This window comes from Streptomyces sp. PKU-EA00015 (assembly GCF_013387495.1).
In the GTDB taxonomy this organism is placed as follows: Bacteria; Actinomycetota; Actinomycetes; order Streptomycetales; family Streptomycetaceae; genus Streptomyces.
In genome coordinates this window covers 43,396-67,922 of record NZ_JABZEE010000024.1, presented here as the reverse complement: position 1 = coordinate 67,922, position 24,527 = coordinate 43,396, and the positions used below count along the sequence as shown (strand labels likewise).

General features: G+C 71.5%; 28 protein-coding genes. 9 read left to right on the top strand and 19 right to left on the bottom strand.

Translation table 11 applies throughout. The annotated features are described in order from the left end of the window. Positions 1-88 precede the first annotated feature (88 nt). Positions 89-973 (bottom strand): GntR family transcriptional regulator, encoded by an 885-nt coding sequence (locus tag HW130_RS15980; protein ID WP_309140449.1) that lies wholly within the window; start codon positions 971-973, stop codon positions 89-91. Positions 974-1,219: 246 nt separating this feature from the next. Between HW130_RS15980 and HW130_RS15975 the strand changes: the two genes are divergently transcribed. Further along, a complete protein-coding gene (locus tag HW130_RS15975) occupies positions 1,220-1,387 on the top strand; it encodes a hypothetical protein (RefSeq protein WP_177150244.1) in 168 nt (55 codons plus the stop codon). A gap of 8 nt (positions 1,388-1,395) precedes the next feature. Here the strand turns inward: HW130_RS15975 and HW130_RS15970 are convergent, their stop codons facing one another. Both HW130_RS15970 and HW130_RS15965 read right to left on the bottom strand, forming a co-directional pair. Continuing rightward, positions 1,396-2,640 (bottom strand): GNAT family N-acetyltransferase, encoded by a 1,245-nt coding sequence (locus tag HW130_RS15970; protein WP_177150243.1) that lies wholly within the window; start codon positions 2,638-2,640, stop codon positions 1,396-1,398. A gap of 170 nt (positions 2,641-2,810) precedes the next feature. Next, a complete protein-coding gene (locus HW130_RS15965; RefSeq protein WP_177150242.1) occupies positions 2,811-3,452 on the bottom strand; it encodes an AmfC protein in 642 nt (213 codons plus the stop codon). A 160-nt stretch (positions 3,453-3,612) separates the two neighbouring features. Here HW130_RS15965 and dtd point away from each other — a divergent pair, with 160 nt between their 5' ends. Continuing rightward, entirely contained in the window at positions 3,613-4,050 is a 438-nt protein-coding gene (dtd, locus tag HW130_RS15960) for a D-aminoacyl-tRNA deacylase (protein ID WP_177150241.1), read from the top strand. A 9-nt stretch (positions 4,051-4,059) separates the two neighbouring features. Here dtd and HW130_RS15955 read toward each other — a convergent pair whose 3' ends face one another. The 6 genes from HW130_RS15955 to HW130_RS15930 all read right to left on the bottom strand — a co-directional run bounded on the left by HW130_RS15955 (position 4,060) and on the right by HW130_RS15930 (position 8,910). Next, entirely contained in the window at positions 4,060-5,022 is a 963-nt protein-coding gene (locus HW130_RS15955; RefSeq protein ID WP_177150240.1) for a folate-binding protein YgfZ, read from the bottom strand. A gap of 10 nt (positions 5,023-5,032) precedes the next feature. Next, the gene (locus HW130_RS15950) at positions 5,033-5,494 is read right to left on the bottom strand and encodes a transcriptional repressor (protein ID WP_177150239.1); all 462 of its coding nucleotides are present in this window, start codon (positions 5,492-5,494) and stop codon (positions 5,033-5,035) included. A gap of 68 nt (positions 5,495-5,562) precedes the next feature. Further along, positions 5,563-6,135, bottom strand: coding sequence for an FABP family protein (locus tag HW130_RS15945; protein WP_177150238.1), 573 nt, complete (start codon positions 6,133-6,135; stop codon positions 5,563-5,565). Between the two features lie 221 nt (positions 6,136-6,356). Next, positions 6,357-7,250 (bottom strand): hypothetical protein, encoded by an 894-nt coding sequence (locus HW130_RS15940; protein WP_177150237.1) that lies wholly within the window; start codon positions 7,248-7,250, stop codon positions 6,357-6,359. Beyond that, the gene (locus tag HW130_RS15935; protein ID WP_256356114.1) at positions 7,247-8,134 is read right to left on the bottom strand and encodes a hypothetical protein; all 888 of its coding nucleotides are present in this window, start codon (positions 8,132-8,134) and stop codon (positions 7,247-7,249) included. Before HW130_RS15935 ends, HW130_RS15940 begins: the two co-directional genes overlap by 4 nt. Beyond that, on the bottom strand, positions 8,134-8,910 hold the full coding sequence (locus HW130_RS15930; protein WP_177150236.1) for a hypothetical protein: 777 nt from the start codon (positions 8,908-8,910) through the stop codon (positions 8,134-8,136). Before HW130_RS15930 ends, HW130_RS15935 begins: the two co-directional genes overlap by 1 nt. Positions 8,911-9,013: 103 nt before the next feature. On the opposite strand from HW130_RS15930, the gene HW130_RS15925 reads away from it, so the two are divergent. Continuing rightward, positions 9,014-9,376, top strand: coding sequence for a DsrE family protein (locus tag HW130_RS15925; RefSeq protein WP_177150235.1), 363 nt, complete (start codon positions 9,014-9,016; stop codon positions 9,374-9,376). On the opposite strand, the gene HW130_RS15920 is transcribed toward HW130_RS15925, so the two are convergent. The 8 genes from HW130_RS15920 to HW130_RS15890 all read right to left on the bottom strand — a co-directional run bounded on the left by HW130_RS15920 (position 9,370) and on the right by HW130_RS15890 (position 14,446). After that, positions 9,370-9,684: a DUF3099 domain-containing protein gene (locus tag HW130_RS15920; RefSeq protein ID WP_177150234.1), complete on the bottom strand. Its 315-nt coding sequence runs from the start codon at positions 9,682-9,684 to the stop codon at positions 9,370-9,372. The two genes, HW130_RS15925 and HW130_RS15920, sit on opposite strands and share 7 nt — an antisense overlap. Before the next feature lie 39 nt (positions 9,685-9,723). Next, complete coding sequence (locus tag HW130_RS15915) at positions 9,724-10,011, bottom strand: DUF1416 domain-containing protein (RefSeq protein ID WP_017945923.1); 288 nt, start codon at positions 10,009-10,011, stop codon at positions 9,724-9,726. Between the two features lie 36 nt (positions 10,012-10,047). Beyond that, positions 10,048-10,893, bottom strand: a complete 846-nt coding sequence (locus HW130_RS15910; protein ID WP_177150233.1) for a sulfurtransferase — start codon at positions 10,891-10,893, stop codon at positions 10,048-10,050. Between the two features lie 145 nt (positions 10,894-11,038). Next, on the bottom strand, positions 11,039-11,122 hold the full coding sequence (locus HW130_RS36985) for a putative leader peptide (RefSeq protein WP_355648638.1): 84 nt from the start codon (positions 11,120-11,122) through the stop codon (positions 11,039-11,041). Between the two features lie 215 nt (positions 11,123-11,337). Next, the gene (locus HW130_RS15905; RefSeq protein ID WP_177150232.1) at positions 11,338-12,087 is read right to left on the bottom strand and encodes a DUF2993 domain-containing protein; all 750 of its coding nucleotides are present in this window, start codon (positions 12,085-12,087) and stop codon (positions 11,338-11,340) included. Positions 12,088-12,256: 169 nt separating this feature from the next. Continuing rightward, positions 12,257-13,318: a hypothetical protein gene (locus tag HW130_RS15900; RefSeq protein ID WP_177150231.1), complete on the bottom strand. Its 1,062-nt coding sequence runs from the start codon at positions 13,316-13,318 to the stop codon at positions 12,257-12,259. 10 nt (positions 13,319-13,328) lie between these two features. Beyond that, the gene (locus HW130_RS15895; protein ID WP_177150230.1) at positions 13,329-13,583 is read right to left on the bottom strand and encodes a MoaD/ThiS family protein; all 255 of its coding nucleotides are present in this window, start codon (positions 13,581-13,583) and stop codon (positions 13,329-13,331) included. Positions 13,584-13,627: 44 nt separating this feature from the next. After that, positions 13,628-14,446: an alpha/beta hydrolase gene (locus HW130_RS15890; RefSeq protein WP_177150229.1), complete on the bottom strand. Its 819-nt coding sequence runs from the start codon at positions 14,444-14,446 to the stop codon at positions 13,628-13,630. A gap of 258 nt (positions 14,447-14,704) precedes the next feature. Here HW130_RS15890 and HW130_RS15885 point away from each other — a divergent pair, with 258 nt between their 5' ends. From HW130_RS15885 to HW130_RS15865, 5 genes are all read left to right on the top strand, one after another. Next, positions 14,705-15,484 carry a response regulator transcription factor gene (locus tag HW130_RS15885; RefSeq protein ID WP_177150228.1) on the top strand — a complete coding sequence of 260 codons (780 nt, stop codon included), beginning with the start codon at positions 14,705-14,707 and terminating at the stop codon, positions 15,482-15,484. Between the two features lie 24 nt (positions 15,485-15,508). Next, a complete protein-coding gene (locus HW130_RS15880; RefSeq protein ID WP_177150227.1) occupies positions 15,509-16,534 on the top strand; it encodes a LacI family DNA-binding transcriptional regulator in 1,026 nt (341 codons plus the stop codon). Between the two features lie 438 nt (positions 16,535-16,972). After that, a complete protein-coding gene (locus HW130_RS15875; protein WP_177150226.1) occupies positions 16,973-17,962 on the top strand; it encodes a S1C family serine protease in 990 nt (329 codons plus the stop codon). A 20-nt stretch (positions 17,963-17,982) separates the two neighbouring features. Next, the gene (locus tag HW130_RS15870) at positions 17,983-18,696 is read left to right on the top strand and encodes a response regulator transcription factor (protein ID WP_177150225.1); all 714 of its coding nucleotides are present in this window, start codon (positions 17,983-17,985) and stop codon (positions 18,694-18,696) included. Then, positions 18,693-20,147, top strand: coding sequence for a cell wall metabolism sensor histidine kinase WalK (locus HW130_RS15865; RefSeq protein ID WP_177150224.1), 1,455 nt, complete (start codon positions 18,693-18,695; stop codon positions 20,145-20,147). Before HW130_RS15870 ends, HW130_RS15865 begins: the two co-directional genes overlap by 4 nt. Before the next feature lie 33 nt (positions 20,148-20,180). On the opposite strand, the gene HW130_RS15860 is transcribed toward HW130_RS15865, so the two are convergent. After that, positions 20,181-21,053: a phosphatidylinositol-specific phospholipase C gene (locus HW130_RS15860; protein ID WP_177150223.1), complete on the bottom strand. Its 873-nt coding sequence runs from the start codon at positions 21,051-21,053 to the stop codon at positions 20,181-20,183. 151 nt (positions 21,054-21,204) lie between these two features. Further along, positions 21,205-23,022: a bifunctional UDP-sugar hydrolase/5'-nucleotidase gene (locus tag HW130_RS15855; RefSeq protein WP_177150222.1), complete on the bottom strand. Its 1,818-nt coding sequence runs from the start codon at positions 23,020-23,022 to the stop codon at positions 21,205-21,207. Positions 23,023-23,519: 497 nt separating this feature from the next. On the opposite strand from HW130_RS15855, the gene mshD reads away from it, so the two are divergent. Continuing rightward, positions 23,520-24,443, top strand: a complete 924-nt coding sequence (gene mshD / locus HW130_RS15850) for a mycothiol synthase (protein ID WP_177150221.1) — start codon at positions 23,520-23,522, stop codon at positions 24,441-24,443. The last annotated feature ends 84 nt before the right edge of the window (positions 24,444-24,527 follow it).

Below are 24,527 nucleotides of genomic sequence, written 5' to 3'. Positions count from 1 at the left end.
CCGGTGCCGTCACTCCCCATACTGCCCACAACTATGCGTGTTCTAGGCGTAGTTGACGGCTGCGGCGCTTCACACGGGAGGCGGCCGGTCAGCTGCTCAACTCGATGTTGTCCTCGGCCAGCGTGCCCCAAAGACTGTCGAACCACGCCTGCGACTGCTGGACGAACGCCTCGTCCCGGCGACCGGCATGCAGTTCGAAGGGAAAGAGCATCGATTCCGCGCCGAGCGTGTCGTAGATCGCGGACGGTGTTCCCGCAATCTGTTCCTCGCGCCTGGCGACGTTGTAGAACGCGAAGAGCGCCTCCGAGCCGTTCAGCAGATAGAGCTTCGCGATCGGCGTCACCGGCAGGGTCCTGAGCGTCACGTCGACATCGATGCCGCGGGACGTGATCTCCCGGGCCCTCTTCAGCAGCTCACTGCCGTACCTGTTCCGCAGCGTGAGCCAGTGCTCGTGAACCGCGTCCTCGGTGACCGAGTCCTCGGCCGGCCGCGGAAACGCCAGGCTCAGGGAACGGGCGGGAACCAGCACCCTGATCCGGATGCTCTGCGGTGTGATCTGCCGTGCCTGCACCCGCCGCAGCGGCTCGGCGAGCGCCTGGTTCAGCGTCTCGGTGGTCAGGCAGATCGCGTCGATGCGCACGTCCTGCACCTCGAACGCCTCGATGACGCGCGGGCCGAGGACCGCCACCGTCTCCTGCGGTTCTTCCGGCACCACCCCCTGGGCATGCGGTGACGCAACGCGGGCCGGAGCTCCTTTGCCGCCACCGGTGATCAGACCGGCTTGGCGCAGCAAGGCCTGTGCCTGTCGAACCGTGCGCCGCTCCACCTTGAATTCCTCGACCAGCTGCCCCTGGGTCGGAATCCGCTCGCCCTCTTTCAGCCGGCCCGACCGGATGCGCTCGGCCAGGGCGTCCGCCACCTGATCCGGTGAGGGCGTTCCGGCGCCGTTCACTGCATGGTGCTCAAGGGTCACAACAGAACGTTACAACTTCCAGCCAGGTATGGGGAGTTACCGGCATCCTGTTTATTACCACCGGCCAAGTGGGGACAACTTCAGTGAGTTGGCCGACAAGTTGGCCAACCAGTGCGTGAGGTGTCAACACTCGCCCACGCTCGCTCCTGCGCCATCTGCTCGCCCGTCCAGAGTCGTACGGGTGCCGCGCGCGGACTCGTCCGCACATCCCTGAGCCGCTCCACTCCTAACCGAGGAGGGATCGCCGTGCCCCTGATCACTCTTGTCATCGAGCAGTACGTGCAGTGGCGCTTCGGCCTCACGGCCGCGCTCGGATGCGCCCTGCTGGTCGTCGGTGTAAAGGCGGAGAACGCCACCTGCGCCGGTGTCGGCGGCCTCCTGCTGGTGGCGCCCGCCGTGGCCCCCGGCGCCTGACCACCCCCTCAGAAGACGTCCGGGCACCAGGCGCGGCGCGCCGTGCGGAACACCCTGTCGGCCAGCGCCGCCGCTCCCGGGCTGTGCTCCTCCACGCGGCCCAGCGCCGCCAGCCGCAGCGCCGAGGCGTCTCCCAGGTACAGCGCACCCAGCTCCCGTACATCCAGCGTCAGATCGGGCGCGGACGAGGACGGGGCGCAGGCCGCCCCGTCCGGCGACACCGTCAGGCCGAAACGGCCGCCCGTGATGCCCGAGGCGTCGACGACCTCCAGCACCAACGACGCCGGCACCGCATACGTCCGCGCCTCCAGCGCCCGCACGACGTCCAGCACGCGCACCCACAGGAAGTCCGCCTGCGTGACCACGCGGGCCGCCCTCGGGTCGGGCAGCAGATCCGGAAGCAGGTCGTCGGGGGCGCGCCCGCCCGAACGGACCGTGGTGACCCAGTCCACCGAGCACACGAAGCGCCACAGCGCCCGCTCGGCCGCCGGCGTCACCGCGATCAGATCCCGGACCGTGGCCGTGTTCAGCGGCTGCTTGGCGTCGCCCCACTTGTCGTCGGCCGCGTACGTCAGCAGGCCCTCCACGTCCCCTGCGGCCGACCGGTACACCGCGTAGAACGGCTCCGTCCACGGGAACGCGGATGTCACCGCCCGGCCCGTGTTGACCTGCCACCACCGATCGTCGCGGCTGACCACGCCGTGCTGCCGTGCCGCGAGCCGCCCGTGCAGCTCCGGGCCCAGCTTGCGGACGTCGGAGCCGTCGGCCAGGTCGACACGGCCGCCGTCGTCCGGCCGCGACCAGCGGCCGTCGAGGCCGGCGCGCGGCACGTCGACGGACCACTCGGTGAGCGAGGCGGCGGGGCCGTAGCCGTACCGCCCGTAGATCGGGTACTCCGCGGCGATCAGCGTCGAGACCGCGTCGCCGCGCTCCTTGGCCTCCGCCAGGTCCTCGCTGATCATCCGGGTGAGCAGGCCGCGGCGGCGGTGGGTCGGCGAGACGGTCACGTTCGACACGGCACTCGCCGTGATCCGGGCGCCGCCCACCACGGTGAGCTCCTGGGCGAACGAGCGGTACGTCGCCACACAGCGGCCCTGGTCGAACGCGCCCCGCGTGCGGGTGAGGTCGGTGTGCGGGAGGCGGCCGGCGACCTCTTCGTCGGTGACGACCGGCGGCCGCAGCAACCCGGTGGCCAGCGCCCTCAGCCAGTCGGGGAACTCGGTCTCGGCGATCCGACGCGTCTCGACACTCATGCGTCCCACGCTAGGCCGCCCGCCGAGCGCCGCGCATGCCCTTTTCGGGCGGGCGGCAGGTGCGCGAACGCCCTGCTGGCTGCGCGGGGTTGGCGCCGGCCTTCCGGACGGGCGAGCACCCCGTCCGCGTACCCGTTCCCGTCCCCCGGAGAATCGCCCGGAGGCCCGTGTCAGGTCAGCAGGTCGTCGACCTGAGCTTCGCCCTCACGGTACCTGCGGGTGATCTCGGCGCTGCAGTCGTCGGCGGTCCGCTGGAGCTGCTGCCGGCGGCGCGAGACCTGCTGCTCGTAGGCGAGCAGCCGCCCCATCGCGGTGTGCAGCTCCTCGTCCGTGCGGGCGTCGAGGTCGGACAGGCCGACCTCGTCGAGCATGTCGGACGCGAGGCGGCGGTACTCCTCCCCGTGCGGCGTCGACAGCGTGACGTGCCGGGCGGACGAGCCTCGCCGCGACGGCGTGTCGGCGAGGATCTCGGAGAGCCGGTCGACGACCGGCGCCTCCGGGTCGGCCCTGCGCTCCAGTTCGGCCCGCAGGATGTCGATCCGGCCCTGCACCAGCCGCCGCACATAGCTCAGGTCGGCCTCGTCGCGCTGCGAGTCCCGGCGCAGGGCGCGCAGCTCCGGCAGCTGCAGCGTGGCCAGATCGTGCCGGACGGGCTCGGGCAGCTCGGCGCGGGCGCGCTGGTGGGGTGGCCGGGCGGCCGGGGCGGCTTCCGTCGCGGACGCCGCCCGCCGGTCCGCCACGAAGACCGGCGCTGAGACCGGCGCGGAAACCGATACGGGGCCGAGCGACCGCCCGGCGCCAGATGTGCTCATGTGCGTATGTCCGTCCCCTCGCAACCGGTGCATGGGCCCTTTCCCGGCCCGGAGGGCCCGGGGATGCACCGCCTGCGTGCATCGTGCCATCCCGATACGTCCCGTCGCAGGCGGTCTGCACCTGTTCGGCCCCGAATGGCGGCCAGGTAGTTTTCTCGGTATGCGTGCAGTGGTGCAGAGGGTGGACGGCGCGAGCGTCGTGGTGCCCGGTGAGTCGGGGCCGGAGACGGTCGGCGAGATCGTCGGCGAGGGACTGTGTGTGCTGGTGGGGGTCACCCACGAGGACACGAAGGAGAAGGCGGCCCAACTGGCCCGCAAGCTCTGGTCCGTACGGTTGCTGGAGGGGGAGAAGTCCTGCTCGGACACGGGGGCGCCGCTGCTGGTGATCTCGCAGTTCACCCTCTACGGGGACGCCCGCAAGGGCCGCCGCCCCACCTGGAACGCGGCGGCGCCGGGCCTCGTCGCCGAACCGCTGGTCGACGAGGTGGTCGCCCAGCTGCGGGCGCTGGGCGCGCACGTGGAGACGGGCCGGTTCGGAGCGCAGATGCGCGTCTCGCTGACGAACAACGGCCCGTTCACGATCATCGTCGAGGTGTAGCGGCGGGCCCTACGGCTCGACGACCGTCTCCTGGGCGGCGGCCGTGTCGCCGGCCAGGAGCTCCGCGTCCACCGGTACGTTCCGCTTCACCAGCGCGAGCGCGATCGGCCCCAGTTCGTGGTGGCGGCCGGACGTGGTGACGAAGCCCAGCTGGCGGCCCTCCTCGTCCGCGGCCAGCCGCACCGGCGTGCCGGGGGCGGGCAGGTGCACCTCGCTGCCGTCCAGGTGGAGGAAGACCAGCCTGCGCGGCGGCTTCCCCAGGTTGTGGACACGCGCGACGGTTTCCTGGCCGCGGTAGCAGCCCTTCTGCAGATGGACCGCGCTGCCGATCCAGCCCAGCTCGTGCGGGATGGTGCGGTGGTCGGTCTCGAAACCGATCCGCGGCCGGTGCTGCTCGATCCGCAGCGCCTCGTACGCGAGGATCCCGGCCACCGGACCGTGCTGCGCCGCATACGCCTCCAGGTCCGCGCGCGGCAGGAACAGGTCGCGGCCGTACGCGGTCTCCCGGACGACCACGCCGTCCGGCACCTCGGCTATCGACCCGGCCGGCAGGTGCACGACGGCGAACTCGTCGGTGCGGTCGGCGACCTCCACCCGGTAGAAGAACTTCATCGATTCCAGATAGGCGATCAGCGCCTCCTGGGTGCCCGGCTCCACATGGGCCCACACCGTCTCGCCGTCGTCGACGAGGTACAGGGCGTGCTCGATGTGCCCGTGTGCGGAGAGGATCAGCGCCTCGGTGGCCTGCCCAGCCGGCAGCTCGCTCACGTGCTGGGTGAGCAGCAGGTGCAACCAACTCAGCCGGTCGTCGCCGGTGACGGTGACCACGCCGCGGTGCGAGAGGTCGACGAGACCCCTGCCGGCGGCGAGTGCGCGCTGCTCACGGAACAGGTCGCCGTAGTGCGCGGCGACCCCTTCGTCGCGTCCCTCGGCGGGGACCGCGCCGGGCAGGGACAGGAGAGGGCTCTTCATACGAGCAAGACTACGTCTCGGCGGACGGTGTCCCGCCGGGCGCCTTGGCCTGTGCCTTCTGTGTGCAGTCCGCGCACCGGCCGAAGATCGCGAAGTGCTTCATGTCCGTGTCGAAGCCGAACGTCGCGCGCAGCTTCGCGGTGAAGTCGGCGGCCACCTCGACGTCCGCCTCGATGACGTTCGTGCAGTCCCGGCACACCAGATGCAGGTGGTGGTGCCGGTCCGCGAGGTGATAGGTGGGGGCGCCGTGCCCGAGATGGGCGTGCGAGACCAGGCCCAGCTCCTCCAGCAGCTCCAGCGTCCGGTAGACCGTGGAGATGTTGACCCCGGACGCCGTCTTGCGCACCTCGCCCAGGATCTCGTCCGGGGTGGCGTGCTCGAGGGTGTCCACGGCCTCCAGGACAAGCTGGCGCTGTGGGGTCAGCCGGTAGCCGCGCTGCCTCAGATCGCTCTTCCAGTCGGTGCTCACCACAGCCCCAGTCTAGGCAGCGGCACGCCGCCCGGCCCCGGCTGCACCCCTGGCTTGGCCGAAAGCCCTGCCTACCTGAAGAACGCGATGCCGTCGTCGGGCAGGTCGCCGAGGTCCTTGGCCCAGGACGCGACCTGCTCCGGGGTGACGACCTTCTTCAGGTGCGCCGACATGTACGGCCGCAGCGGGACCTCCGGGGTGGCCTTCTCGCCCACCCACATCAGGTCGCTCTTCACGTAGCCGTAGAGCCGCTTGCCGCCGCTGTACGGGCCGGAGACGGCAGTGCGCGCGACGGCGTCCGTCACCAGGTCGATCTGCGGCTTCTGGTCGGCGAGCTCGCCGTACCAGATCTCCACGATGCCCTGGTCGCGGACCATGACGACCTCGACCTTGCGGTCCTTGTCGATGCGCCAGTAGCCGCTCTCGCTCTCCAGCGGCTTGACCTTGTTGCCCTCGCCGTCGAGGACCCACGAGTGCGAGACGTACTCGATGAAGTCGCGGCCGTCATGGCTGAAGGTCACTGACTGGCCGAAGTTGCACTTCTCGGCGCCGGGGAAGTCCGATACGCCCGCGCCCTCCCACGTGCCGAGGAGGAACGCGAGGGGGACGAGGTCCGGGTTCAGGTCGGACGGGATCTCGATCATGAGCAGCTCTGTGGGTCGGTGACGGTACGGGCGGTCAGCGCTGGCCCTGGTACAGCTTCTTCACAGCCAGACCGGTGAAGGCGAGGACGCCGACACAGACCAGAACCAGCAGGGCTTCGAAGAAAACGATCACGGAGTGCTCCTCGAATGAGCGGTGAAGGCAGAACGGGCCGGGCCCCAGCTTAGTAGGCCGGGGCGGGGCCCGTTCTGTGAGGTCCGTGTCAGCCGAGGAGCTGGTTCTGCAGGACGAGCGTCTGGTGGAAGGGGACGGCGGGAGCGGTTCCCTTCCGGGAGTGCACGACGAGCGCCAGGGTGTCGCCGGCGAGGACGTACGCGTGACGCACGTGCTCGTCACCGTACGGCTTGGCCTCCCTGTAGGCGTACACGGACGTCATCGGCACCTTGCCGACCGCGTCGTACGCCTCGTCCAGCTCGCTCTCGGGCCCCTGCGCCGGCTCGGCACCGGCCGCCACCCCGAGCGCGAGCTGCTGGTCCTTGTACGCCTCGGCGTACGCGACCGAGGTGAAGCGCAGCAGGTAGACACGGGAGCTGGTGCCGTCGGGCATGGTCCAGCCGCGGGCGGCGATGTGCCGCACGGAGAGGTCCGTCAGCGCCTGCCGCAGGTCGCCCCGTTCGTCCTCGGCATACTCGGCCAGGTACCGGTCGGTGGGCACGAAACCGCCGTCGAGTTCCCCGTCCGCGGTGGCCCCGCGTGGGGCAGGCAGAAGCAATGTGCGCAGGTCGGCGTGGTGCACCTCGCCCGCGTTGCCGTCGGTGAAGGGGCGCTGGACACCAGCCGGGAGCGCGGGCAGCGACAGCTCCGGGTACGTCCAGCGGCCGTCGTCCTCGGTCGCGAGGCCCGGCACGTCGGTGCGTTCCATGCCGATGAGGCCGAACGCCGTACCGCTGCCGACCGCGCCGCAGATCAGTACGGCGGCGGACCATCGCAGGGCGGCGCGCAGCAGGCGGCGCTGCGGCCGGGCAGGGCCGGCCGCCGACGGGGCGGGCGTCGCCCCGTCGGGCTCGGCGTCGGACGGCGTGACCCCGGGGGCGGGCGGGACCAAGCCTGTTTCCCGGCCCGCCTCGGCAGCCGCGGGAGTGATCTGCTCGGTCATACGTACTCCCCCGGGGATGCGATGTGGTCGAGCTGGTCCTTCACCAGCCCGGCGGCGGCCGACCTGTCGAAGGGCGTGCTGCCGGAGGTGTTGACGGTGACCAGCAGATCGCCGTCGTAGGCCGAGCAGGTCATGCCGTCGACGTCGACCTTCTCGTCGTCGTTCTCCGCCTTCTCGTCGAAGGTGGGCATCAGGAAGCACTTCGCCTTCCTGTGGCCCTCGATCTTCGGGCCCTTGCGCATCTCGTCGATGGACTCGTACAGGTCGATCCGGTTCTCGTACATTTCGTGGACCCTGCCCTTGTTCTTCATGCGGGTCACGAGGATCTCGACGACGAGGTCGTTGCCGTCCGACGCGTAGGAGCGCATGGCGAAACCCCGCACCCCGAGCTTGTCGATCTGACGCTCGTACTCCCTGCGCTGCTTGCCCGAGATGCCGCGTACGGCCGACTTGAGCAGCGCGGCGGCCTGACGCGGGCCGAGCTCACTGTCGTTGCCGTACGACTCGATGTCCGGGCCGAGCCGGAAGCCTTCCGGCACCGGCAGCAGGGTGCGGCTGAGCTCGGTGTCCGTACGGCCGCGGCTCGCGGAGGCGGCCGGGTCGTCTGCGGGCTCGTCCGCGGGCTCCTCCCACACCTGGGTGGCCGCGGTGGTGTCCGCGCCGTCGACGGTCGTCTTGACGAAGACGATGCCGCCCCCGAGCGCGCCCAGGACGAGGACCGTGGGGAGCACGGTGGACAGCAGCCGCCGGGCGGAGCCGCGGGGCCCGGTGGAGGCCGGCTGGGGAGCGCCGCTGTCGGCACCGGTGCTCAGGCCGTCGGTTCCAGCACTCAGGCCGTCGGTTCCGGCGCTCAGGCCGGTGCTCTCGTTGTCGCTTTCGTGCATCACAGGCGCTCCAGCTGCCGCTCGGCCAGCGTCCGGATGACCTTCTTGCTGATCGGCTCGGTGTCGAAGATGTTGATGTCGAGCATGACGTCGCCGCGGTAGGCGATGGCCCTGGCGCGGTAGGACGGCAGGTACCCGGGCTTGTTCTTGACCTTGTAGAGGAAGTAGCGCCCGTCGGCCGTGCCCTTGATCGGGTCGCCCTCGTTCCCGGCCCCGCGCTCCGGGTCGTCCATGTAGTCGAGCTGGCCCTCGGCGTGCTCCACGGCGCCGAGCACCGGTCCGGGGTGGAACTGCACGAGCCGCACCGTTGTCCGACGGTGCTCGCCCTGCGTCCACGAGGTCGACGCGGTACGGCGGAAACCGCCCTCGGCGAGGCTCTCGAACATGTAGCCCTCACTCTGGAAGTCGAGCACGTAGCCGTCCAGTCCGGTCCAGCCGTCCTCGAGCCAGGCCAGCTCCGACTCACGTGCCCCGGCCGGGCGCGGCACGAGCACCTTGGTGAGGTCGCCCGATGTCCTGGCCCGGCGGTCCTCCTTCGCGGACAGCGGCTCGACGCCCTGCCCCTTTGGCAGCGGCTCGGCCGGATACGAGAGTCTGGGCTGGGACAGCGGCGGGAGCGGAGTCGGGGCGCGCTCGGCCTGCACGGCGTAACCGACCGCGGTGCCGCCGACGAGGCCGAGAGCGACGGCCGCGGCGATGACCAGTGCCGTACGGCCGCGCCGCCGTGGCCGTACGGTCGCACCGGCAGCGGGATCCGCTTCCTGTTGTGGTTCCAAATGGACCCCCACGAGAAATGAAGCACGGATTCCGTTATCCGCGCATGTACCTGACACACAGGTGACGCGTGAGGTTGCCCGTCGGCGGATTACAGTTCGGCATATGGCGAAGAAGCTCGTGATCAAGGTGACCGCAGGTGCCGACGCACCCGAACGCTGCTCCCAGGCCTTCACCGTGGCGGCCGTCGCCGTGGCCAGTGGGGTCGAGGTCTCGCTCTGGCTGACCGGTGAGTCCTCGTGGTTCGCCCTGCCCGGGCGCGCGGCCGAGTTCGAACTGCCGCACGCCGCGCCGCTGCCCGATCTGCTCGAGTCGATCCTGGCCGGCGGGCGCGTCACCCTGTGCACCCAGTGCGCGGCCCGGCGCGAGATCACGGAGAAGGACGTGCTGGAGGGCGTACGGATCGCGGGCGCGCAGGTCTTCGTCAGCGAGGCCGTGCAGGACGACGTGCAGTCCCTCGTCTACTGACGCGGTCTGCGCTTACCGTCGATCTCGTCCCACCATTCGTCGGACTGAGGGTCCCCGGACGGGTCGTCCCACCAGCGGTCGTCCGGGCCCCGCCGGTTGGCGATCACCGCCGCGACCGGCGGGACGACCATGGCGACGAGGCACATGCCGACGGCCACCGGGACCGACCACAGCCGCACGACGGCCCAGGCGGAGACGAACAGGACGAGGCATCCGCCCATCATCAGCAAGTAGGTGCGACGCCGTCGCGCGTACATGTCTTCAGCGTACGACCGAAGGGCCGCACCTCTTTCCCGGTAAGCGTCCAACCCCCAGGAGGTGCGGCCCTTCGGCCGGTCAGTCGGCGATCAGACGGCGATCGCGACCTCGGAGAGTCCGCCGGTCTGCGCGACGACGGTACGGTCCGCCGTGGCGCCCGGGACCAAGGCGCGCACGGTCCACGTGCCCTCGGCCGCGTAGAAACGGAACTGTCCGGTCGCCGAGGTCGGGACCTCGGCGGTGAACTCGCCGGTCGAGTCCAGCAGGCGCACGTAGCCGGTGACGGGCTCGCCGTCGCGGGTCACCTGGCCCTGGATGGTGGTCTCACCGGGCTTGATCGTCGAGGCGTCGGGGCCGCCGGCCTTCGCTCCACACATGTCTTTCGTCCTTCTTATGGGTCGGGTCGGGGCGGATTACTTGTTGGCGCCGAGCTCGATCGGCACGCCCACGAGGGAGCCGTACTCGGTCCAGGAACCGTCGTAGTTCTTGACGTTCTCGACACCGAGCAGCTCGTGCAGCACGAACCAGGTCAGCGCGGAACGCTCACCGATACGGCAGTAGGCGATGGTGTCCTTCGCCAGGTCGACCTGCTCCTCGGCGTAGAGCTCGCGGAGCTCCTCGTCCGACTTGAAGGTGCCGTCGTCGTTGGCGTTCTTCGACCACGGGATGTTGCGGGCGCTCGGCACGTGGCCGGGGCGCTGCGACTGCTCCTGCGGGAGGTGCGCCGGGGCGAGCAGCTTGCCGCTGAACTCGTCGGGCGACCGCACGTCGACGAGGTTCTGGCTGCCGATCGCGGCGACGACGTCGTCACGGAAGGCGCGGATGGACGCGTCCTGCGGCTGGGCCTTGTACTCGGTGGCCGGGCGGGCGGGCACCTGGGAACCGTCGACCAGGTCGCGGGAGTCGAGCTCCCACTTCTTGCGGCCGCCGTCGAGGAGACGGACGTCGCTGTGGCCGTAGAGCTTGAAGTACCAGAAGGCGTAGGACGCGAACCAGTTGTTGTTGCCGCCGTAGAGGACGACCGTGGAGTCGTTCGCGATCCCCTTCGCCGACAGGAGCTTCTCGAAGCCCTCCTGGTCGATGAAGTCACGGCGGACCGGGTCCTGCAGGTCCTTGGTCCAGTCGATGCGGACCGCGTTCTTGATGTGGTTCTTGTCGTAGGCCGAGGTGTCCTCGTCGACCTCGACGATGACGACCTTCGGGTCGTCGATGTGGGCCTCGACCCAGTCGGCGTCTACCAGGACGTCGCTGCGGCTCATGCTTCTTCTCCTCCGGGGCAGTGTGCGGCGGTGGTGCGCGAGGGTTGTGCGCGAGAGGTGTGCGGGTACGCGGAAGGCGCGTGGATCAGCACGGCGGCCCTGACAGAGGTCGAAGGGCCTGAGGGATACGGGAGTCGGGGCCCGCTCAGACAGTGCGACAGAGCATGGCGGCGACGCGGCACAGGTCTACTGCCCGCCGCTTCGTGAGATCCGCCTGTCGCTGCTTCATGGGACCGATCGTAGGGACGAGTCGGCTGCCATGTCACCGGCGTGTCGTATGGTGAGACGCGATCGTCCACTATGCGGGACAGATGGCTCCGGGAACGTGCGCCCGCCCCGTCGCCGACGAGGCTCGCGCCAGCCTCTCCTGCCCCTCGGACGCGGCCGTCTCACCATGCGGCCGCCGACCCGTCCGGCGCGTCGGTCCTGCCCCTCCGACCGGACTCAGCCGGTCAGCGCCACGTCCTTGCCGGTGCCCGAGAACCGCAGCCCCTCGTCCGTCACCGCGACCTTGTCGAGGGTGATGCTCGACGGCAGCCCGTCGATCTTCAGGTCGTAGTCCACGGCCTCGCGCAGCTTGTCGTCGAAGCCCGGGACGGGCAGCCGCGGCAGCTCCTGCGCCTTCAGCCGCACCGTGGTCCCGTCACTCAGGCCGACCGTGCTGTACGTGCTGACCTGACGGTCGCCGAGCAGCGCCTTCAGCGTGTCGGGCACCGGGACGCCCGCGCCCTCCAGCAGCCCGGTCAGCGGACCGGTCACCTTGACCTGCCCCTTCGCGGCCCGCTCGGGACCGGCGTATGCGACAGCGGCGCCCCTGGGGGCCGCCTCGCTCAGGTCCGCGTACGAGATGCGGGCCGACCCGTCGGCCCGGCCGGCGGTGGCGGAGGAGAAGCTCCCGTCGACGCGCACCTGGCGCAACTCGGCCTTCACCTCGGTGACGTTGACCTCGCGGCCGCCCGCGGTGGCGGTGATGCCGGAGAGGCTCACGTCGACCTCGTCCAGCTCCCTGCCCAGCACCTGGGTGAGGAACGGGAAGCCGCCGATGGACACCTCGGGCGTCGTGGACAGCCCCTGACTGCTCTTGATCCTGTCCGCCGCCTCGGACTCGGCCAGGTTGACCGCCAGCCGGTCGGCGGCGACGAAGAGGCCGCCGAGGATCACGCCGACGATCAGCAGTATCCGCAGTGCACGCATTGCTCGGAGTCCCCCACCTTGTCCTGGCCCTGTCCTGTCGGCCCCCGGCCGCCCGCGGGCGTGAATCGGTCCGGACGACGCCGTCTGCTCAATGATCGACGTCCGGGGCCCGGCATTGGTTCCGTACCGGGCCTGCGTCGCGCACCGAGACCGCCGGGCCGGCGCCCGCTCAGACCAGTGCGCGGCCGAGGAGATACACCACGGGAGCCGCGGCCGTCAGCGGCAGCGCCACGCCCGCCGTCATGTGCACGAAGCGGGACGGGTAGTCGTAGCTCGCAACCCGCAGCCCGATCAGCGCGCAGGCACCGGCCGCGCACCCGAGCAACGCGCCCCCGGATCCCGCACTCGTCAGCCCGCCCGCGGCGATGCCCGCTCCGGTGGCCGCGAGCAGCGCGACCACGACGGAGACCACGCCCGGCAGCGGCAGCGCACGGGCGACGACGGCCACGGCGACGGCGATCGCGGCGATCGTCACCGCGTCGGCGTCCGCCGCGAGGAATCCCGTGGCGAGGATCGCCAGCGCGGCCGAGGCGACCGTCGCCATCAGCCCGGCCATGCGCTCGTCCGCGCTCGCGAGGCTGCGCAGCTGCAGGACGAGCGTGAGCAGCACCCACACGCCGAGCGTGCCGATGATCGCGGCCGGGGCGCTCCCCCGGCCCACCGCGAGCAGCGCGGCGTCGGCGACGAGGCCGCCCGCGAAGGCCAGGGCGATGCCCTGCCGCGCGGGCCACATCCCGTTCAGCCGGAACCAGCCCGCCGCGGTGACCGCCTGGAGCAGCACGAGGGGGACGAGCAGCCCGTACGTGCCGAGGGCGGCGCCGCCCGCGAGCAGCAGACCCAGCAGGGCGGTCAGCCCGGCGGGCTGCAGACCGGGCGCGATGATCGGCGAGCGGCCTTCGGCACGGGCCCGCTGGGCTTCAGTGAGCCGCGGCTGTGGAGCGTCCCCGGGCGCGCCGTGGCTCATGCCGGCCGGCGCCGCAGGGGACTCGGGCGGCAGCGGAGCGGCCGCCTCGGCGGGCGGCGGCGGCAGGAAGGCCGTGCCGGCCGCGGCAGCGGGCTGCATCACCGGCTGGTACTGGGTGTCCCAGGTGTCGCCCTGCCAGGTCTGCGTGGCGCCCGCGTCCGGGTAGGGCTGCTGCCCGTACGCGTCCTGCTGTGCCGGGTACGGCTCCGGCTGCTGCTGCCGGTACGGCTCGTAGGAGCCGGACGGATACTGCTGATCGCTGCTCATTCTGTGCGGTTCACCCTCCTGCGAACGGCGGGAGCACCTCGACCGTGCCGCCCTCGGCAAGGCGTACGGTCTCATGGCTCCGGGTCCCGACGGGGTCACCGTCGACGAGGAACGAACACCGACGGAGTACCCGCGTCAGCTCGCCCGGGTGCCGTTCGCGTACCGCGTCGAGCGCCTCGGCGAGCGTCTTCGCGGCGTACGGCTCCTCCGCGACGCCGGCCGCCGCCTTGGCCGCGGCCCAATAGCGGATGGTTCCCGCTGCCATAGCGGCACTCCTCTCATTCGTGTCGCGCCGCCCTCCATCATGGGTCATGCGGCGACCAGCCAGTCCGCGAGGCGGACGAGCAGCGCCTCGTCCGCGGCGTTCTCGGCGTGGCCCATGCCCGCTTCCAGCCACAGCTCGGCCGAGCCTGCGGCGGCCGCGGCCAGCATGCGCGGATGGTCGAGCGGGAAATAGGGATCGCTGTCGCCGTGGACGATGAGCAACGGGGTCGGCGCGATCAGCGGCACCGACTCGACCGGCGAGAGGGGAACCGGGTCCCAGTCGCGGTGGTGGATACGGGTGCGGAAGCCGTAGCGGCCCACCAGCCGGCCGACCGGGCGCGTGACAACCCAGTGGAGGCGGCGCATCGGGGCCGTACCCCGGTAGTACCAGCGCGCGGGGGCGCTCACGGCGGCCACCGCATCGGTCCGTGCTTCCGTGCGCCCCTCGCGCTTCTGCACGGCCGCGTGGCGCAGGACGACGGAGCCCCCCATGGAGAACCCGACCGTCACCACCCTGGCGTAGCCGAGCGAGCGGGCCCACTCCACCGCGGCGGCCAGATCGAGCACCTCGCGGTCGCCGACGGTGGAGCGCCCTCCGGAGCGGCCGTGCCCCCGGAACGAGAACGTCACCACACCTGCCCGCCGCGCGAAGACGCCGGCCGCACGCCGCAGCGCGGGTCGGGCCACGGAGCCCGTGAAGCCGTGGGCGACGACGATCGCCGTCGCGGCCGGACCGGCCGAGCACGGCTCGTGGAACGCCTCGATCGGGACGCCGTCGAGAGCCCGCAATATTGCGCGCCGGGGGCCGCGAGAGATCGAGGACACGTCCACAGTGTGAAATCGGCCCTCTTCCGCGCAACTCATGTGGGCTATTCTGCTGGGCAGAGGATCCGGGCAATGCCGCCCCCGGGTCCTTTTGTGTTTTCCGGCCGTTGTTACAGCAAGGTGAACACAAGCTCACAAAGGCTCTCGGGCGCGAGAGAGCCGCCGTACGAAGCAGTGCCGCAGGCGTCCTCGCAGGGACCGAGGAGGAACCGACGTCATGGACGAGCGAACCGAGCACCGATCCGAACACCGATCCGAAGACATGCACCGCACGACGATCCGGACGGGTGGAATCCGATGAGCTCTCTGCTGCTCCTGACCAATGCCCTCCAGCCGTCGACGGAGGTTCTCCCCGCCCTCGGACTGCTGCTGCACAACGTACGGGTGGCCCCCGCCGAGGGCCCGGCCCTCGTCGACACCCCCGGCGCCGACGTCATCCTCGTCGACGGCCGCCGCGATCTGCCGCAGGTGCGGTCGCTGTGCCAGCTGCTGCGCTCCACCGGGCCCGGCTGCCCGCTCGTCCTGGTCGTCACCGAGGGCGGCCTCGCCGCCGTCACCGCCGACTGGGGCATCGACGACGTCCTGCTCGACACCGCCGGACCGGCCGAGGTCGAGGCGCGGCTGCGGCTCGCGATGGGCCGCCAGCAGATCACTGCCGACGACTCCCCCATGGAAATCCGCAACGGCGACCTGTCGGTGGACGAGGCGACCTACAGCGCGAAGCTGAAGGGCAGGGTCCTGGACCTGACCTTCAAGGAGTTCGAGCTGCTGAAGTACCTCGCCCAGCACCCCGGCCGGGTCTTCACCCGCGCCCAGCTGCTCCAGGAGGTCTGGGGCTACGACTACTTCGGCGGTACGCGCACGGTCGACGTCCACGTACGGCGGCTGCGCGCCAAGCTCGGCCCCGAGCACGAGTCCCTCATCGGAACCGTACGGAACGTGGGCTACCGCTTCGTCGCCCCGGAGAAGGTGGAACGGGCCGCGGAGGAGGCCAAGGCGAAGACGTCGGCGGCCGTCACCCACTCGGACGAACCTCCTGTGATCGAGGAAGCGGCCGTACGCCCTGCCCAGAGGTAGGTCACCCCGCGTAGACTTCGCGCCGTGGCCAAGGTGACGCGGGACGACGTTGCGCGACTGGCGGGTACTTCGACCGCCGTCGTCAGCTACGTCATCAACAACGGACCCCGGCCGGTCGCCCCGGCCACGCGCGAGCGGGTTCTCGCAGCGATCAAGGAGCTGGGGTACCGGCCCGACCGGGTCGCGCAGGCGATGGCCTCGCGACGGACGGATCTCATAGGCATGATCGTGCCGGACGCCCGGCAGCCGTTCTTCGCCGAAATGGCGCACGCGGTGGAACAGGCTGCCGCCGAGCGCGGAAAAATGGTGCTCGTCGGCAATTCGGACTACCGCGACGAGCGCGAGGTCCACTATCTGCGGGCGTTCCTCGGCATGCGCGTCTCGGGACTGATCCTGGTCAGCCAGGGCATGAGCGAGCGGGCCGCGGCCGAGATCGAGGCGTGGGACGCACGGGTCGTGCTGCTGCACGAGCGGCCCGAGGCGATCGACGACGTCGCGGTCGTCACGGACGACGTCGGCGGCGCGCAGCTCGCGACCCGGCACCTGCTGGAGCACGGCCACGAGTACGTCGCCTGTCTCGGCGGCGTCCCGAACACCCCGGCGGTCGGCGACCCGGTCGCCGACCACGTCGAGGGCTGGCGCCGGGCGATGAAGGAGTCCGGGCGCTCGATCGACGGCCGGCTCTTCGAGGCGCCGTACAACCGCTACGACGCCTACCAGATCGCGCTGAAGATCCTGTCCGGGCCCGACCGGCCCCCGGCGATCTTCTGCTCGACGGACGACCAGGCCTTCGGCGTGCTGCGGGCGGCGCGAGAGCTGCGGATAGACGTGCCGGGCGAGCTGGCGGTGGCGGGCTTCGACGACGTGAAGGAAGCGGCGCTCACGGATCCGCCGCTGACGACGATCTCCTCGGACCGGCCCGCGATGGCCCGTGCGGCGGTGGACCTGGTCCTGGACGACGGCCTGCGGGTGGGGGGCTCGCGTCGCGAGCGGGTGAAGCTGTTCCCGTCGGGCCTGGTGATCCGCCGCTCCTGCGGCTGCAACGCCTGACAGGGCGGCGCGCGCCGCCCTGTGGTGACTGCATGCTCGACGTGACGCACGCCCGACGTGGGCGCGCGGTCACGCAGGCCGTGACCGCGCCCGCGAGGGCGCTGCGCCTGGCGGGGCGCCGCCCCGGACCCCGCCTCCACCTCCCCTTACGGCCTGGCGGCCGTGGGTGGTGCCCCAGCGGGGCTGGTGTTGCTCCCGGCGACGCTGCCCCCGCGAGCGCCACGCCAACGCCCGCGGGGCCGAAGGTATCGCCGTGCCCCATGGCGCAGGGCAAGGGGCGGCGCGGAGCTGCCGCCCGTCAGGGCCGCAACCCGCCCGGGGTCCGGAGCCGAGTCCCCGGCAAAGGGCCGCGACGCTTATATCGGGCATACACCCTTCTGTCGGGCTTCTCAGCGGCGCCTCAGACTTCTCTCATCTCCGGCCACGACAGTCGTTTCCATGAGCGATCACCACCGCCGAACCGGCGACGAGGGAACCCACCACACCCACCACCTCGGCGCCTACCCGCCGTCACCGCCCCTGCCCCCGCTCCCGCCCGGTGCGGCGGCGCATCGGGCGGACCGGGCCAAGCGGCCCGTCGCGCTCGTCGCCGCCGTCGCCATCGTCGCGGCGGCCATCGGCGGCGGCGCCTCCGCCCTCGTCGACCGGTTCGGCGACGGCGACAGCGGCACCGTCGGCGGCTCCGTCGCCTCCGGCACCAACGTCTCGCAGAGCAGCAAGGGCACCGTCGCCGGCGTCGCCCAGGCCGTCTCGCCCAGCATCGTCGAGATCAACGCCGCCTCCGCCTCCGGGCGGTCCACCGGCTCCGGCGTGATCATCACCTCCGGCGGCGAGATCGTCACCAACAACCACGTCGTCTCCGGCGCCGAGACGATCAAGGTGCGTCTCAGCGACGGCAGGACGTACACCGCCGACATCGTCGGCGCCGACCCCGACAAGGACCTCGCCCTCATCGAGCTGAACGGCGCCAAGGGCCTCAAAGCCGCCGCCCTCGGGGACTCCAGCAGCGTGAAGGTCGGCGACGAGGTCGTCGCGATCGGCTCCCCCGAGGGCCTGACCGGCACCGTCACCAGCGGCATCGTCTCCGCGCTCGACCGTGACGTGACGGTCTCCAAGGAGGAGGACCAGGGCGGGCAGGACCCCCGTGAGAACTGGCCCTTCGAGTTCGGCGGGCAGCAGTTCAACGGCGACACCGGCGACTCCAGGACCACCTACAAGGCGATCCAGACCGACGCCTCCCTCAACCCCGGCAACTCCGGAGGCGCGCTCATCGACATGAACGGCGAGGTCATCGGCATCAACTCGGCCATGTACTCGCCCAGTTCCGCCACCGGCTCCACCGCGGGCAGCGTCGGGCTCGGCTTCGCGATCCCCATCGACACGGTCAAGGCCGACCTGGACGATCTGCGCTCCGGCGGGGACAACTGATCGCGTGCGAGGCTGGATCCATGACTGAAGGCGACCGCATCCTCATCGTCGACGACGAGCCCGCCGTGCGCGAGGCGCTGCAGCGCTCCCTCGCCTTCGAGGGGTACGGCACCGAGGTCGCCGTCGACGGCGTCGACGCGCTCGCCAAGGCGGAGGCGTACGCCCCCGATCTCGTCGTCCTCGACATCCAGATGCCCCGGATGGACGGCCTGACCGCGGCCCGCCGACTGCGGTCCGCCGGGTCCCGGGTGCCGATCCTGATGCTGACGGCTCGCGACACGGTCGGCGACCGCGTCACCGGCCTGGACGCGGGCGCCGACGACTACCTGGTCAAGCCGTTCGAGCTGGACGAGCTGTTCGCCCGTATCCGCGCCCTGCTGCGCCGCAGCGCATACGCTGCTGCGGCCGAGGCCGCGGGGGACGAGGACGTGCTGTCGTTCGCCGATCTGCGCATGGACCTCGCGACCCGGGAGGTCACCCGCGGCACCCGCCGCGTCGAGCTGACCCGTACCGAGTTCACCCTGCTCGAACTGTTCCTGGCCCATCCGCGCCAGGTCCTCACCCGTGAGCAGATCCTGAAGTCCGTCTGGGGCTTCGACTTCGAGCCCAGTTCCAACTCGCTGGACGTGTACGTGATGTATCTGCGGCGCAAGACGGAGGCGGCCGGTGAGCCGCGGCTCGTGCACACCGTGCGCGGCGTGGGCTACGTCCTGCGATCGGGCGGCCCGGAGTGATCGCACGCTTCCGTGCCCTGCCGCTGCGCTCCCGGCTCGCGCTGCTGGTGGCGACGGCGGTCGCGGCGGCGGTCGCTGTCGTCTCCACCGTGTGCTGGTTCGTCGTGCGCGGCAAGCTGTACGACGAGGTGGACGGCAAGCTGCACTCGGCGAACGAGAACACGCCGCTGCGGGCCATCGACATCGCCACCACGCTGAGCAACTGCGCCCGCAAGGCCACCGACCCGGCCGATTTCCAGGGGCCGAGGTCCGACTACTACTTCCAGCTCGCGCGCACCGACGACGACCGGCCGTGCGTCTTCGCCAGGAACTACGCCGGCACGGTCCGCGTCACCGCGGCCGACCGGGACGTGGCGCGGGCCGGGGACCCGGCGATCGAGGCGTACCGCAACGGCACGGACACGGAAGGCCGGTCGGTGCGGGTGCTGACCGTCGCGGCCGTCGCGGCCCCGCCGGGCGGCGGGGTGGTCCGGGACACGGCCGTCATGTACGCGTTCCCGCTCGCGGAGACCGAGAACACGCTGCGCGAGCTGGCCCTGCTGCTGCTCGTCGTCTCCGGCATCGGGGTGTTCGGCGCGGGCGCGGCCGGGCTGTGGGTCGCGCGCACCGGGCTCGCGCCCGTGGACCGGCTGACCGGCGCCGTCGAGCACGTGGCGCGCACCGAGGACCTGAGCGTGCGCATCCCGATCGACGGGAACGACGAGATCGCCCGGCTGTCGCGCTCGTTCAACGCGATGACCGCCGCGCTCGCCTCGTCGCGCGACCTCCAGCAGCAGCTCATCGCCGATGCCGGTCACGAGCTGCGCACGCCGCTGACCTCGCTGCGGACGAACATCGAACTGCTCGCCCGCAGTGAGGACACGGGACGCGCGATCCCGCCGGACGACCGCCGGGCCCTGCTCGCTTCGGTCAAGGCGCAGATGACGGAACTGGCGTCGCTGATCGGCGACCTGCAGGAGCTGTCCCGCCCGGACAGCGCGGCCCACGGCCGCCAGGTGCAGGTCGTGGCGCTGCACGAGATCGTCGACGGCGCGCTGGAGCGGGCCCGGCTGCGCGGACCGGAGCTGAGCTTCGAGGCCGACGTCCGGCCCTGGTACGTACGCGGTGACCAGGCCGCCCTGGAACGGGCACTGGTCAACGTCCTGGACAACGCCGTGAAGTTCTCGCCGCCGGGCGGCGCGATCGAGGTGCGCCTGCGGGACGGCGAACTGACCGTCCGGGACCACGGGCCCGGCATCCCGCGGGAGGAACTGCCGCACGTCTTCGAGCGGTTCTGGCGCTCGCCGTCGGCGCGGTCGCTGCCGGGCTCGGGTCTCGGGCTGTCGATCGTGGCCCGTACCGTCCAGCAGGCGGGCGGCGAGGTGGCGCTCGCCGCGGCGGAGGGCGGCGGAACGCGCGCGGTGATCCGCCTGCCGGGCGCCGCGACGCCGCCGCCGTCCACCGTTCAGTAGGGCGACGGCCGCCGCGGCGGTCCCGCTGCCCCGTCAGCCGTTGTGGCGGATGAGGGAGTCGACCAGTCCCGCGCGGGTGTTGGGGAAGTCCATGGGGACGATTCCCAGCCCGCGCCAGCCGCCCGCCACCGAGCCGTCGAGGAAGGCGTGGACGCGCGGGTTGAGGTTGTCGGAGTTCCAGCGCGGTGGCAGGTAGGCCGCCGTGCTGACGTAGTTGACGAACAGCTTCCCCGGCTGCTCCACGGCCTTGCGGAAATGCGCCTCGATCTTCGGGTACTTGGCGTTCGGGGCGGCGTTCCAGTCGTCCTGGATGTCGAAGAGCGCGCCGTCCGCGTACCGCACTCCGGGCAGGCCGCCGTTGTCGCCGAGGAGGACGACCCTGCCGCGCGCATGGCCGAGCGCGGGAATGCCGTCGCCGATGCGGAACAGCGACCGCCAGCCCCGGCGGTCGAGGTAGTCGTCGAAGACCGCGCGGAAGGTCGCGCCGCTCTCCTCGGAGTACTCCTGCTTGACGCGCATCAGCACCGTCTCGGACGGGTGCGCGGCGAGGAAGTCGCGGCAGGCGATGAGGATGTCGCCGAACATCAGGTTCTGGTAGTACGGCCCGTGATGGATGGCGAACGAGCCGCCGGTCACCCGGCACCGTACGTCGAGGAAGCGGATGCCGCTGTTCAGTTGCTCCGCGACGGTCGTGTTCTGGCACTCCGTCCACAGCCCGCCGAACCGGGCGCCCGAGTCGTGGGTGCCGGGAATCGTCAGGCGCTGGAGGGGAGTCGAGTCGGCGGCACCGGCCATCCAGTCCTGCGCGGACAGGGTGCGGCGCGGTGCGGCGGCGGCGTGGGGGGCGCCGATGAGGGCGGCGGCGGAGAAGGCCGCCGCGCCCGCGAGAAATCTCCGTCGGTCCATGGCCGGGAGTATGACGCGTTCACGACAAGACGCGCCAGGGTCCGGACGCCTCGCTCCGCCCAAAGGTCTGGACCGGCCGGAAAGTGCCCGCGGAAACGACGGTGGGGCGGCGGGCCCCCGGCCCGCCGCCCCGTCGTCCGGCACCGACCGCTTACCGGACGACCGTGATGCGGTCCGCCGCCGGCGGCGCGATCGGCGCGGACGCCGAGGAGTTGGCCGCCAGGTAGGCGTTGAAGACGTCCAGGTCGGAGGCGCCCACCAGCTTGTTGGTGTGCTCCTTGAGGACCGTGAAGCCGTCACCGCCGCCCGCGAGGAACTCGTTCATCGCGACCGGGTACGTCTTCGCCGGGTCGATCGCCTCGCCGTTGAGCTTCACCGAGCCCACGACGACCCGGTCGGTGCCGGTCTTCGTCAGATCCAGGGTGTAGGTGAAGCCCTTCGAGACCTGGAGGATCTTCGGCGACGCCTCGTTCGGGCCGCTGACCTGCTGCTGGAGCGCGGTGATCAGCTGCGCGCCGGTCAGGTCCACGACATTCATCATGTTGGTGAACGGCTGGACCGTGAAGGCCTCGCCGTACGTCACCACACCGTCGCCCTCGCTGCCCGACGCCTTGTGGACCAGGTCGGAGCGGATACCGCCCGGGTTCATCAGCGCCAGCTGGGCGCCGCCCTTGTCGGCCGGCGCGAGGCCCGCCAGCTGCGCGTCCGCGATCAGGTCGCCGAGCGGCTTCTCCGGGGTGGTCGCGCCGCGGCCGTTGATGTCGGCGGAGATGAAGCCCTGGGGGCGGTTCGCGATCGGGGCGGCCAGCTTGTTCCAGCGCGTGATCAGGTCCGTCATGTCCTGGGCCTTGGCCTGGTCACGGCTGACGATGTGGTTCGCCGACTTCACCGACGTACGGACGATGTCGCCGGTCCACCGGTCGTAGGTGAGCGTGGTGTCCGTGTAGAGCTTGCCGTACGAGGACGCCGAGGTGACCATGCGCGGCTTGCCGGCCGGGTCCGGGACCGTGCACACGTACGCCTGGTGGGTGTGGCCGGTGACCAGGGCGTCGACCTTGGGCGTGATGCCCTTGGCGATGTCGACGATCGGGCCCGAGATGCCGTCGCCCGCGCCCGGCGAGTCGCAGTCGTAGTTGTACGAGGTGGAGGCGGGCGAGCCGCCCTCGTGGATGAGCGCGACGATCGACTTCACGCCCTTGCGGTCCAGCTCACGGGCGTACTTGTTGACCGTCTCGATCTCGTCGTGGAACTTCAGGCCCTTGATGCCGTTCGCGCTGACGATGTCCGGCGTGCCCTCCAGGGTCACCCCGATGAAGCCGATCTTGACGCCGTTCTTCTTCCAGACCGTGTACGGCTTCAGGATCGGCTTGCCCGTCGACTCCTTGGTGACGTTCGCCGCGAGGTAGGGGAAGTCGGCGCCCTCGAACTCCTTGCCCTCCTCGAAGCAGCCGTCGGTCGGGTGGCAGCCGCCGTTCTGCAGGCGGGCCAGCTCGACGGCGCCCTCGTCGAACTCGTGGTTGCCCACGCCCGCCACGTCGAGGTCCAGCTTGTTGAGCGCCTCGACGGTCGGCTCGTCGTGGAAGAGACCCGACAGCAGCGGGCTCGCGCCCACCAGGTCGCCGGCGGCGGCGGTGACGGAGTACGGGTTGCCCTGGCGCGCGGTGCGCAGCGAGGTCGCGAGGTACTCGACACCACCGGCCGGGATCGTCTTGACCGTGCCGTCGGCCTGCTTCTCGGAGACGGTGCCCGCGGAGCCGGCCGGCGGCTCCAGGTTGCCGTGCAGGTCGTTGAAGGAGAGCAGCTGCACATCGACGGTCCGCGGGTGGTGACCGGAGCCCTGCCGGTCGGCGCCGGTGGCGCCGGCCGGCAGCGCGGCCGCGAGCGCGCCGACCGTGGCCAGGCCGGCGGCGGCGACGAGCACGCGCCGGGTCCGCCTGTCCGCGCAGTGATGGGGTGGTGTCGCTGACATCTGTCTCCTTGTCAGGTCAAACGGGGAGAGAGGGGCGAGCGGCAGCCTAGAGTCAACGCGCGTAGCGCGACAGGGGGATACGGGTTACGACCTGGTTGCCATCACTCAGGAACCGGACGTACCGGTCGAATTGACCGTCTGGCCCGCCATGCCCCTCCAATGCGGGGCACATCGGCGGCACGTCGCGGGTGGGCGCATCGGCGGGCGGGGCTGCCGCGGGCGGGGCGTCTCGCCTCAGGCCGGTGCATCGCGGGTGGGGCGCGGCGGGGGTATCCGCACCCGCCCGTGCGGCGCGTCCCGGCTCGGGGTGAGGCGGGGAGGCCCTCGCGGGGGCGCACGCCTCGGCGGGCCGCGTCACTCCGACGGCGTAGCCGCACTCTGCGGCACCCCCGCTCGGGTGCATGACTCGGCCACGCGGCCGGAGCCCGCCCCCGTCGGGTGACACATCCGGTGGCGGACGCTGCCCGCGGTGCCACCCACCGCCGTACCCTCGACACATGACGATCGACGCAGTGATTCCGGAGCCCGGCCGGCAGATCCAGTCCCTGGAGGAACTCACCGCCGAGCAGGCCGAGGCCGTGTCCGAGCTGCTCGCCGAGGCCGCCCGGTCGGACGGGATGCAGGCCGTGTCCGAGCAGGGCCGGCTGCAGCTGCGCGGCGGCCGGCGGGAAGGCGTGCAGCACTTCCTGGTCTCCGTCGAGGGACAGCTCGTCGGCTACGCGCAGCTGGAGGACACCGACCCCGTCGAGGCCCCGGCCGCCGAGCTCGTCGTCCACCCGAGCCACCGCGGGCGCGGCCACGGACGGGCCCTCGGGACGACGCTCCTCGACGCCTCGGGCAAGCGGCTGCGGATGTGGGCGCACGGCGGGAAGTCCGCGGCCCGGCACATGGCGCAGGTCCTCGGCCTGACGCTCTTCCGCGAACTGCGCCAGTTGCGCCGCCCGTTGGGCCCCCAGAGCATTCCCGAGCCGACCTACCCGCGGGGTGTCACCGTACGGACCTTCGTGCCGGGGCAGGACGACGCCGAATGGCTCGCGGTGAACGCCGAGGCGTTCGCCCACCACCCCGAGCAGGGCTCGCTGACGCAGCGGGACCTGGACGACCGCAAGGCCGAGCCGTGGTTCGACCCCAAGGGCTTCTTCCTGGCCGAGCGGGAGGGCCGGATCGTCGGCTTCCACTGGACGAAGGTGCACGCGGAGGAACAGCTCGGCGAGGTCTACGTCGTCGGCATCAGCCCCGACGCCCAGGGCGGCGGCCTCGGCAGGGCCCTCACGGCGACCGGCCTGCGCCACCTCGCGGCCCAGGGTCTGCCGACGGCGATGCTCTACGTGGACGCGGACAACCTGGCGGCGCTGCGGGTGTACGAACAACTCGGCTTCGTGACCCACGAGGTGGATCTCATGTACCGCACCGAGACCTGATCCGGCCCGCCAACGGGCGAAGGGGGCGGCGTCATTGACACCGCCCCCTCTCTTGCACCACCCTTTCACTACTCAATTAGTGAA